The sequence below is a fragment of the Streptomyces bobili genome, assembly GCF_002154575.1.
Classification (GTDB): Bacteria; Actinomycetota; Actinomycetes; order Streptomycetales; family Streptomycetaceae; genus Streptomyces; species Streptomyces bobili.
Map to the genome: position 1 here is coordinate 1 of NZ_MUBA01000338.1, position 9,241 is coordinate 9,241.

Annotated in this window: 9 protein-coding genes; 5 read left to right on the forward strand and 4 right to left on the reverse strand. The window is 71.1% G+C overall.

Going from position 1 to position 9,241, the window contains the following annotated elements:
* The 3 genes from BZL64_RS25510 to BZL64_RS25520 all read left to right on the forward strand — a co-directional run.
* Positions 1–391: LamG-like jellyroll fold domain-containing protein (locus tag BZL64_RS25510; RefSeq protein ID WP_143663315.1), on the forward strand; the 391-nt coding region annotated here is incomplete at its 5' end.
* A 35-nt stretch (positions 392–426) separates the two neighbouring features.
* Positions 427–2,133: a PHP domain-containing protein gene (locus BZL64_RS25515; RefSeq protein ID WP_086771533.1), complete on the forward strand. Its 1,707-nt coding sequence runs from the start codon at positions 427–429 to the stop codon at positions 2,131–2,133.
* Between the two features lie 180 nt (positions 2,134–2,313).
* Positions 2,314–3,144 (forward strand): PaaX family transcriptional regulator, encoded by an 831-nt coding sequence (locus BZL64_RS25520; protein WP_244205494.1) that lies wholly within the window; start codon positions 2,314–2,316, stop codon positions 3,142–3,144.
* Between the two features lie 84 nt (positions 3,145–3,228).
* On the opposite strand, the gene BZL64_RS25525 is transcribed toward BZL64_RS25520, so the two are convergent.
* The 4 genes from BZL64_RS25525 to BZL64_RS25540 form a co-directional block, all read right to left on the reverse strand.
* Positions 3,229–3,684: a MaoC family dehydratase gene (locus tag BZL64_RS25525; RefSeq protein WP_086771534.1), complete on the reverse strand. Its 456-nt coding sequence runs from the start codon at positions 3,682–3,684 to the stop codon at positions 3,229–3,231.
* 67 nt (positions 3,685–3,751) lie between these two features.
* Positions 3,752–5,404, reverse strand: coding sequence for an acyl-CoA synthetase (locus tag BZL64_RS25530; RefSeq protein WP_244205495.1), 1,653 nt, complete (start codon positions 5,402–5,404; stop codon positions 3,752–3,754).
* 12 nt (positions 5,405–5,416) lie between these two features.
* Entirely contained in the window at positions 5,417–6,292 is an 876-nt protein-coding gene (locus BZL64_RS25535) for an amidohydrolase family protein (protein ID WP_086771539.1), read from the reverse strand.
* Positions 6,293–6,303: 11 nt separating this feature from the next.
* Positions 6,304–7,221 (reverse strand): SDR family NAD(P)-dependent oxidoreductase, encoded by a 918-nt coding sequence (locus BZL64_RS25540; protein ID WP_086771535.1) that lies wholly within the window; start codon positions 7,219–7,221, stop codon positions 6,304–6,306.
* A 302-nt stretch (positions 7,222–7,523) separates the two neighbouring features.
* Here BZL64_RS25540 and BZL64_RS25545 point away from each other — a divergent pair, with 302 nt between their 5' ends.
* Positions 7,524–7,949 carry a MarR family winged helix-turn-helix transcriptional regulator gene (locus tag BZL64_RS25545; RefSeq protein ID WP_086771540.1) on the forward strand — a complete coding sequence of 142 codons (426 nt, stop codon included), beginning with the start codon at positions 7,524–7,526 and terminating at the stop codon, positions 7,947–7,949.
* A gap of 108 nt (positions 7,950–8,057) precedes the next feature.
* A partial coding sequence (locus BZL64_RS25550) for an MFS transporter (RefSeq protein WP_086771536.1) occupies positions 8,058–9,241 on the forward strand: 1,184 nt, incomplete at its 3' end.

The following is a 9,241-nucleotide window of genomic DNA, read 5'->3' on the forward strand; positions in this document are numbered from 1 at the left end:
GGGCACCGGCGGCGCCGCCGGGAAGACCGCCGACGACCCCGACGAGCCGCTGGCCACCCTCTCCCTCTCCAACGACCGTGAGCCGCAGTGGGCCATGCGTCCCCTCAACCAGGAGGGCATCGCCACCAACTGGGGCCAGCAGACGCCCCTGGAGACCTGGTGGCACCTCGCCGTCGTCAACGACGGCCGGCACACCACGCTCTACGTCGAGGGCTGCCCGGTCGTGCGCAACCCGAAGGCACGGGCGGTCGGCATCACGTCCGTGGGGCTGCCGTGGCTGCTCGGCGGCTACGCCTACGGCGGACGGATCGACCAGATCCTGCACGGCCGGCTCGGCGACGTCCGGATCGTCGAACGGGCGCTGCCCGTCACCGCCTTCATGAACCACTGAGCCCGCCCCGATCCCCCGAGCACCGAGAGAGAGTCATGACCGAGCAGCAGTTGCCCTCCTGGGCGGACCCGTCCGTCTCCCCCGCCGATCTCGACGCCCAGGGCGCGTCCCGGCGTCAACTCCTGCGGGCGTCCGGGCTGTTCGGCGCCGCGTTCGCGCTCGGGTCGGCGACGGCCGGCGCGGCTGCCGCCGCCGGACGGGAGGGGGTGGGCCGGAGCGCCGCCGCCGGCCTCGGCCGTCTCGGTGGTGAGGACCCTCGACTGGGCTACCTCGTCGGCGACCATCACATCCACACCGTCTACAGCCACGATGCCAAGTACACGTTCTCGCAACTGGCGTCGGCGGGCGCCTCGTACGGCCTGGACTGGATGGTGTTCACCGAGCACTCCAACGTCGGGCACGCGAAGTACGGCGCCCCGCTGGAGCACGACGAGATCCTCAAGGCCCGCGCCCAGAACCCGCGCCAGCTGATCTTCCAGGGTCTGGAGTGGTACATCCCGGCCGCCGAGCACGCCACGGTGTTCGCGGCTCCCGGTCCGCACGAGGTCGATCTGCTGACCCGTTTCGAGAGCGCCTACGACGGCAAGCTCCTCGGCTACACCCAGGGCGCCGCCGGGGCCGCGGAGACGGCCCGCAACGAGGCCCACGCCGTCAAGGCCATCCAGTGGCTCGCCGAACAGCGCCGCACCGGTTACGTCGACGACGTCCTGGTCCTCGCCAACCACCCGATGCGCCTCGGCATCGACTCTCCGCACGAGATGCGCGACTGGCGGGACGCGGCACCCGAGGTCATGATCGGCATGGAGGGCGCACCGGGCGCCCAGGGCGCGGCCGTACCCGGGTGGCGCGGTCCGACGTCGATCCGCGGCGAGTACGAGAACAGGCCGACGGCGCAGTCCTGGGCCGGATATCCGGCGGACGCCTTTGTGACGTACGGCGGTTTCGACTGGGCGACGGCGACCGTCGGCGGGCTGTGGGACGCGCTGCTCTCCGAGGGCAGGGTCTTCTCCGTCACCACCAACTCCGACGCCCACCGCATCGTCTCCGACACCTGGAAGAACGGCGACTGGGCGCCGGGGGCGACCTTCGACACCACCGGCCGGCTGCCCGACCCGGTGAACACCGACTCCCCGCAGCCGGGCAGCGACTTCTGGCCCGGCCAGTTCAGCCGCACGCATGTCGGCGTCACCCGGCACGGCTACCGCTCGGTGATGGCCGGGCTTCGCGCGGGCCGGGTCTGGCTGGACCACGGGCACCTGCTGGACGGGCTGGAGGTGCGGCTCAAGCGCGAGCACGACCACGGGCGGGGCGTCACGCTCGGCGGCCGGCTGCGCGTCCGCAAGGGCGAGAAGCTCACCCTGAACATCACCGTCACCAGCGCCTCCCGCCCCAATCCCCAGGGAGTCCTGCCCGAGTTGGCGCATGTGGACGTCGTCCGGGGTGCGGTGCGGGGCCCGGCCGCCGACCGGGACGGCTGGCGGGCACCGGACACCAAGGTCGCCTGGTCGAAGGACGTCTCGGGCCGCAAGGGGACGTACACCCTGCGGGTCCCGCTGACCGCGGGCGAGGAGTCCTTCTACGTGCGGCTGCGGGGCAGCGACGGAAACCGGCACGGAACCGGTTACCTCGGTGCCGCAGTCGACCCACACGGACCGATCCCGCACACGCCGGGCGACGGCGACCCGTGGGCCGACACCTGGTTCTACGCCAACCCGGTCTTCGTCGACGTGGTGGGCCGCTGAACGGGTGCCGAAGGGTACCTCGGGCGGCTGGGCCCAAGGGGGCCTCGGTCGGCCGAGCCGCTGCCGGCGGGCGCCGTGCGACGGCTGAGCCGGTGCCCGCGGCCACGCCGGGTGGCTGAGCCGGTTTCGGCCGGCACGGTGGGTGTCCGGCCCGAACCCGACCGGAGGTACCGTGGCCGCGTGACCACCGAAGAGTCGCTGCGACCGCAGTCCCTGATGCTCACCTTCCTGGGCGAGCAGGTGCTCGGACGCGACGTGTGCGTGTACTCGGGCAGCGTGATCGACGTCTTCGCCCGCGCCGGCGTGGGCGAGCAGGCGACCCGCTCGACGCTGACCCGCATGGTCAACCGGGGCCTGCTCCGCCGCCAGCGCGAGGGCCGCCGTATGTACTTCGGCCTCACCGAGCACTCCGCGGAGGTGCTGCTCGACGGTGAGCGGCGGATGTGGCAGACCGGTGCCGTGAACCGGCAGTGGGACGGCACCTGGACCCTGCTCGGTTTCTCGCTGCCGGAGTCCTGGCAGCGCCAGCGTCACGACCTGCGCGCGAAACTCGCCTGGAGCGGATTCGGCCCGTTGTTCGGCGGGCTGTGGATCGCCCCCGGCGAGGTCGACGTGTCCGCCCTGGTCGCCGAACTCGGGCTCGCCTCCCACGTGAAGGTGTTCCGTGCGAACGCCGACGCCGGCACGGACATCGGCACGATGATCGAAGAGACCTGGGAACTCCCCGAACTCGCCGACCGTTACACGGCGTTCCTACGGCGCTGGCAGCCCTGGGAGACGGCGACGCCGGACCCCGACGACGCCCTGGCCCGGCGGCTGCTGCTGCAGACCGAGTGGCTGCGGATCATCCGCAGCGATCCCCGTCTGCCCGTCAAGCATCTGCCGGACGACTGGCCGGCCGAGCAGGCGGAGAAGACGTTCCGCGGCGTCCACGAACGGCTGACCCCGCTCGCGGACGCCTTGGCGCGGCGCCTGCTCGACCTGGTGCCGGTGCGCCCCGATCCGGCGTAGAAACGGTCGCGCGGACAACCGGGCGGACGGGTGGTGCGACGGCCGTCAGGCAGCCGCTGCGGTGGGGCGCGGCGCGCCGGCCGGTCAGGCGTAGAAGCGCGACAGGCTCTGCAGCACCGCGGCCGGCTTCGCGCCACCCTCGATCTCGACGGCGCCGTCGACGGTGATCTGCACGCCGCCCGGCACCTCCTCGACCTCGGCGAGCCGGGCGGTGAGGCGAATGCGGGAGCCGACCTTCACGGGCGAGGGGAAACGGACCTTGTTCAGGCCGTAGTTGACCTTCGTGGTGACGCCCTGCACGTCCAGCAGCTCGGTGAACAGGGGGATGAAGAGGGACAGGGTGAGGTAGCCGTGGGCGATGGGGGCGCCGAAGGGGCCGTCCTTGGCGCGCTCCGGGTCCACGTGGATCCACTGGTGGTCGCCGGTGGCGTCGGCGAAGGTGTCGATGCGCTGCTGGGTGACCTCGATCCACTCGCTGGTACCCAGGTCGCTGCCGGCCAGCTTCTTCAGCTCGTCGAGGCCGTTGACGGTGAGGCTCATGTGGCTGTCCTTCGGATGGGAGTTGTCGCCGAATGGCTCGGAGGAGGCGGAGGTTGTCGCCGAGTCGCTAGGAGTTGTCGCCGAAGCGTTTGCGCACCCGGGACTTGAGGAGCTTCCCGGAGGCGGTGCGGGGGAGTTCGTCCGCGATGACGACCGACTTCGGGATCTTGTACTTGGCGAGCCGGCCGGCGAGCGAGGCCAGGATCTCGTCCGGGTCCGGCGAGGTTCCCTCGCGCGGCACGACCACCGCCCGCGGCACCTCCCCCCACTTGTCGTCGTGCACGCCGATGACCGCGCACTCGACGATGTCGGGGTGGGTGAGGAGCAGGTCCTCGATCTCGGCGGGGTAGACGTTCTCGCCACCGGAGATGATCATGTCTTTCATTCGGTCGACGATGTACACGTAACCGTCTTCGTCGACGCGCGCCGCGTCCCCGCTGCGGAACCAGCCGTCGGCGAAGGAGGCGGCCGTCTCCTCGGGCAGCCCCCAGTAGCCGGACATGACGTGCGGGCCGCGCACCATCACCTCGCCGGTCTCGCCGGGCTGGACGGGCGCCAGGTCGGGGCGGACGACCCGTACGTCGCTGAAGAAGTGCGGGACACCGGCCGAACCGGCCTTGGTGACCGCGTGTTCGGCGTCGAGGAAGAGGGTGCCGGGGGCGGCCTCGGTCATGCCGTAGCCCTGGAGGAAGGTCAGACCGCGCTCCTGGTAGGCGTCGATCAGCGGGGTCGGGACCGGGGAGCCTCCGCAGGTCAGGATGCGCAGGGAGGACAGGTCGGCGGCCGGCCATCGCGGATGCCGGGAGATCTGGTCGAACATGGTGGGCACCCCGAACATGAAGGTGATGCGGTGGCGTTCGATCAGGTCGAAGGTGGTGTCCGCGTCGAAGGACTCGACCAGGACGCAGGTGCCGCCCTTGAGCAGGACCGGGAGGGTGAGCATGTTCAGCCCGGCCGTGTGGAACAAGGGGGCGGAGACCAGGGCCCGTTCGTCGGTGATCAGATCATGGTCGACGAGGACGTTCAGGGCGTTCCAGGTCACGTTGCCGTGGGTGAGCATCGCGCCCTTGGGGCGGCCGGTGGTGCCCGAGGTGTACATGATGATGCAGGTGTCGTCGGCGCCGACCGGTTCGTCGATCGGGTCCTGTGCGGCCGACGCCAGCGCCTCCTCGTACTCGGCGCCCGCCTCGAGGTAGGTGCGCACGTCGGTGCTGCCTGGCAGTCCTGCCACCAGGCCCGCGTGGGCCGGACCGTAGACCAGGGCCTTCGCGCCGGAGTCGGCGAGCTGGTAGGCGATCTCGGGCCCGGCCAGGCGGATGTTGAGCGGCACGAAGACCGCGCCGAGGACGCCGGCCGCGAACAGGGTCTCCAGATAGGAGGGGTGGTTCGGGCCGAGGTAGGCGACCCGGTCGCCGCGCCGGACGCCTCGGGCGCGCAGAGCGTGGGCCAGGCGCGTGGTGCGTGTATGCAATGTGCGGTAGTCGGTCGACCGCTCACCGTGGATCGTCGACGGCTCACTGCGGACCGTCGACAGCTCACCGCGGACGGCTGACAACTCACCGTGCACCGTCGACCGCTCACCGCGCACGGTCGACAGATCGCCTCGGACCGTCGACAGCTCACCGCGGACCGCCGGCGGGTCACCGTGGATGAGGGCTGTGCGGTGCGGAGTCTTACGGGCCCTGCGTGCGGGCCAGGACCCCAGTCCCTCGTTGCGCATCTCCACGCCCCTTCACGGTGTGGTCAGCCCGAGCAGACGGGCGGCGTTCTCCTTGAGGATCTTCGGCTTCACCTCGTCCTTGATCGTCAGCTTGTCGAAGTCGGCGAGCCAGCGGTCGGGGGTCAGGACGGGGAAGTCGGAGCCGAAGAGGACCTTGTCCTTCAGCAGTGTGTTGGCGTACTGCACCAGCTGCGGCGGAAAGTACTTCGGCGACCAGCCGGACAGGTCGATGTGGACGCCCGGCTTGTGTGTGGCCACGGCGAGCGCCTCGTCCTGCCAGGGGAACGACGGATGCGCCAGGATGATCTTGAGGTGCGGGAAGTCGGCGGCGACGTCGTCGACGTGCAGCGGGTTGGAGTACTTGAGCCGGATGCCTCCCCCGCCGGGTACGCCGGCGCCGATGCCGGTCTGGCCGGTGTGGAACAGGGCGATGGCGCCGGTCTCCTCGATCACCTCGTACAGCGCGTACGCCACGGCCCGGTCGTTGGGGAAGAAGCCCTGGATGCTGGGGTGGAACTTGAAGCCCTTCACGCCGTACTCCTCGACCAGGCGGCGGGCCTGGCGTACGCCGGCCTTGCCGCGGAAGGGGTCGACGGAGGCGAAGGGGATGAGGACGTCGGCGTTGGCGGCGGCGGCCTCGGCGACCTCCTCGTTGGGGACGGGGGCCGTACCGGTCGCGGACTCGGCGTCCACGGTGAAGATCACCGCGGCCATCCTGCGCTCGCGGTAGTAGCGGGCCGTCTCCTCGAGGGTCGGCTTGCGCTTGCCCTCGACCTTGAAGTAGGCGGAGGAGGCGTCGTGCAGGTCGTCGTCGAGGGAGGAGTGGCCCTGGGAGGACACCTCCGCGTGGGTGTGGACGTCGATCGCGACGAGGTCCTCGACGTTCATGGACGGGGCCATCACGCCTCCGGGAACTGGGGTGCCGGGATGCCGACGGTCTGGAGTTCCGCGCCGACCGAGGTGGGGAAGGCCTCGGCCAGTCCGTCCGGAGTCCAGCCGCCGTCCGCGTAGGCCGTGCGGATCTCCTGCGGATGCGACCAGAGTGTCACCTTGTCGCCGCCGATGCCGATGGCCTGTCCGGTGATCGAGCGGGCGGCGTCGGAGGCGAGGAAGGGGACGAGGGCCGCGCAGTCCTCGGGGGTGCCGAAGCCCTCGCCCTTGCGCAGGAAGGCGGGCAGCGGCTCGCCGTCCTTCATGGCCTCGACGTAGGGGGCGAAGGCGGGGATGGTCTCGGTCATGGCGGTGGCGGCGACCGGGACGATGGCGTTGACGGTGATGTTCGCGCGGCCGAGTTCCATGGACCAGGTGCGGGCCATGGCGGCGATGCCGGCCTTGGCGGCGGCGTAGTTGGTCTGTCCGAAGTTGCCGCGCTGGCCGGCCGGGGAGCCGACCAGGACGAGCGTGCCGCCCTCGCCCTGTTCGCGCATCCGGACGGCGGCGGCGCGGGCGCAGGTGAAGGTGCCCTTGAGGTGGGTGGTGACGACCGCGTCGAAGTCGTCGTCGGTCATCTTCCACAGCACCCTGTCGCGCAGGATGCCGGCGTTGGTGACGAGGATGTCGAGCCGCCCGAACTCCTCGACGGCACGGTTCACCAGCCGGTCGGCGGCCTCGGCGGTGCCGACGGCGACCACCTCGGCGACGGCGGTGCCGCCCGCCTCGGCGATGGACTTCACGGCCTGCTCGGCGACCGTCTCGTCGATGTCGTTGACGACCACGCGGGCGCCGTGGGCGGCGAGGGCGTGGGCGTAGGCGAGGCCGAGGCCCCGGCCGCTGCCGGTGACGACGGCGACCTTGCCGGTGAGATCGATGCTGGGCACGACGGTGTCCCTTCACATGGGTCGGCCGCACCTCGACAGGGGTGCGGCCGCATTTCGGGGTTGCGGCTTCGAGATCGAAGCTAAGAGCAATAATTGTTGACGTCAATAGTTGTTGTCGACCTACGGGTGCGCCATGCTGGAGTCACCATGCTGGAATCGCCGTGCCGAGACCGCCCTCCGGGGCCGACACCAGGGAGCCCGCCATCGCCCGCCAGGACGACACCGTGAACGCCATCCCGACCACGGACGCGAACGCCACCCCGACCGTGAACGCCACCTCGATCGACGCGGACGAACCATGGATGCGCGGACTGCACGCCGACACCGGTTACCTGCTGTACCGGCTGGGGCTGCGCTCGGGGCAGCTGTTCAACACATCCCTCCAGGAGTCGGGGCTGCGCCTGCGCCATTACGCGGTGCTGCGCTTCCTCGCCACGGGCGAGGGCGCGCTCCAGCGCGAACTGAGCACCCGCCTCGGCTACGACCCGAGCGCGATCGTCGGCCTGGTCGACGACCTGGAGAAGCTGGGCTTCGCCGAGCGCCGCCCGGCCCCGGACGACCGCCGCAGCCGGATCGTCGTCCTCACCGAGAACGGCCGCGCCTTCCTGCGCGGTACCGACGCGGCCGGCCTGCGGGTGACCAACGAACTCCTCGCCCCGCTCGACCAGCAGGAACGCGCCACGCTGCACGCCCTGCTGCTGCGCATCGCGGAGGACGGACTCAACTGATGTTGTGCAAATGATTGACGACTGCCGACGTACTGCCTAACTTCACGGGACGCCGGACTCTCCACCGGCACCTGCACCACCTCCGCCCTCTCCCCAGGGAGCTCCCCCGTGCAGCCATCCCGTACGTCCGCCCGCCCACCGTCCCCGCAACTGCGCCGCGTCGCCCTGTCCGGGCTGCTCGGCACCACCGTCGAGTTCTACGACTTCCTCGTCTACGGCACCGTCGCCGCGCTGGTCTTCGGCGATCTGTTCTTCCCCGGGGCCGACCCCGCCGTGGGGACCATCGCGGCCTTCGGCACCTTCGCCGCCGGTTACGTGGCACGCCCCCTCGGCGGCCTCCTCTTCGGCCACTTCGGCGACCGGATCGGCCGCAAGTCGATGATGCTGCTGACCATGACGCTGATGGGTTCCGGCAGCTTCCTCATCGGCCTGCTGCCGACCTACGACGCGATCGGCGTGTGGGCGCCGGTCCTGCTGGTCACCCTGCGGGTCGTGCAGGGCCTCGCGATCGGCGGTGAGTGGGGCGGCGCCACCCTGATGATCGTCGAGCACGCGGAGCACGCCGAAGGGTCGGGAAACGCCCGGCGCGGCCTGTGGTCCAGCTTCTCCCAGCTCGGTGCCCCGCTCGGTTCCGTGCTGTCGGCCGGTGTGGTCACGCTCGTCTCCACTCTGCCGGACGACCAGTTCCGCGAGTGGGGCTGGCGGGTGCCGTTCCTGCTGAGCGTGGTGCTGCTGGCCGTCGGCATGTTCGTCCGGCTGCGGGTCGCCGAGAGCCCGCTCTTCCGCAAGGCCGAGCCGCTCGACCGGCCGCCGGTCCTCGAGGTGCTGCGCCGGCCGAAGCCGGTACTGCTCGCGGCCTGCGTCGGCATCGGGGCGTTCACCGCACAGTCACTGCTGACGGGATTCATGATTTCGTATGCGGTCGGCCGTGAACACGGTGCATACAGTCGACCGCAGGTGCTCGCCGCCGTCACCATCGCCTCCTGCGTGGCCCTGCTGGTGCTGCCCGCCGCCTCCGTGCTGTCCGACCGGATCGGCCGCCGGCCCGTGGTGCTCGCGGGTGCGGTCGCCTCGGCGGCGCTAGCCTTCCCGGTGCTCGCGCTGGTCGACTCCGGCTCCCCCGGCCTTCTGATCCTCGCCCTCGTCCTCGGCCACGGCATCGCCCAGTCCACGATGTACGGGCCGCTCGGCGCGCTGCTCACCGAGATGTTCGGCACCCGGGTCCGCTACACGGGCGCCTCGCTCGGCTACCAGGCGGCGACACTGATCGGCGCCGGCTTCTCGCCGCTGAT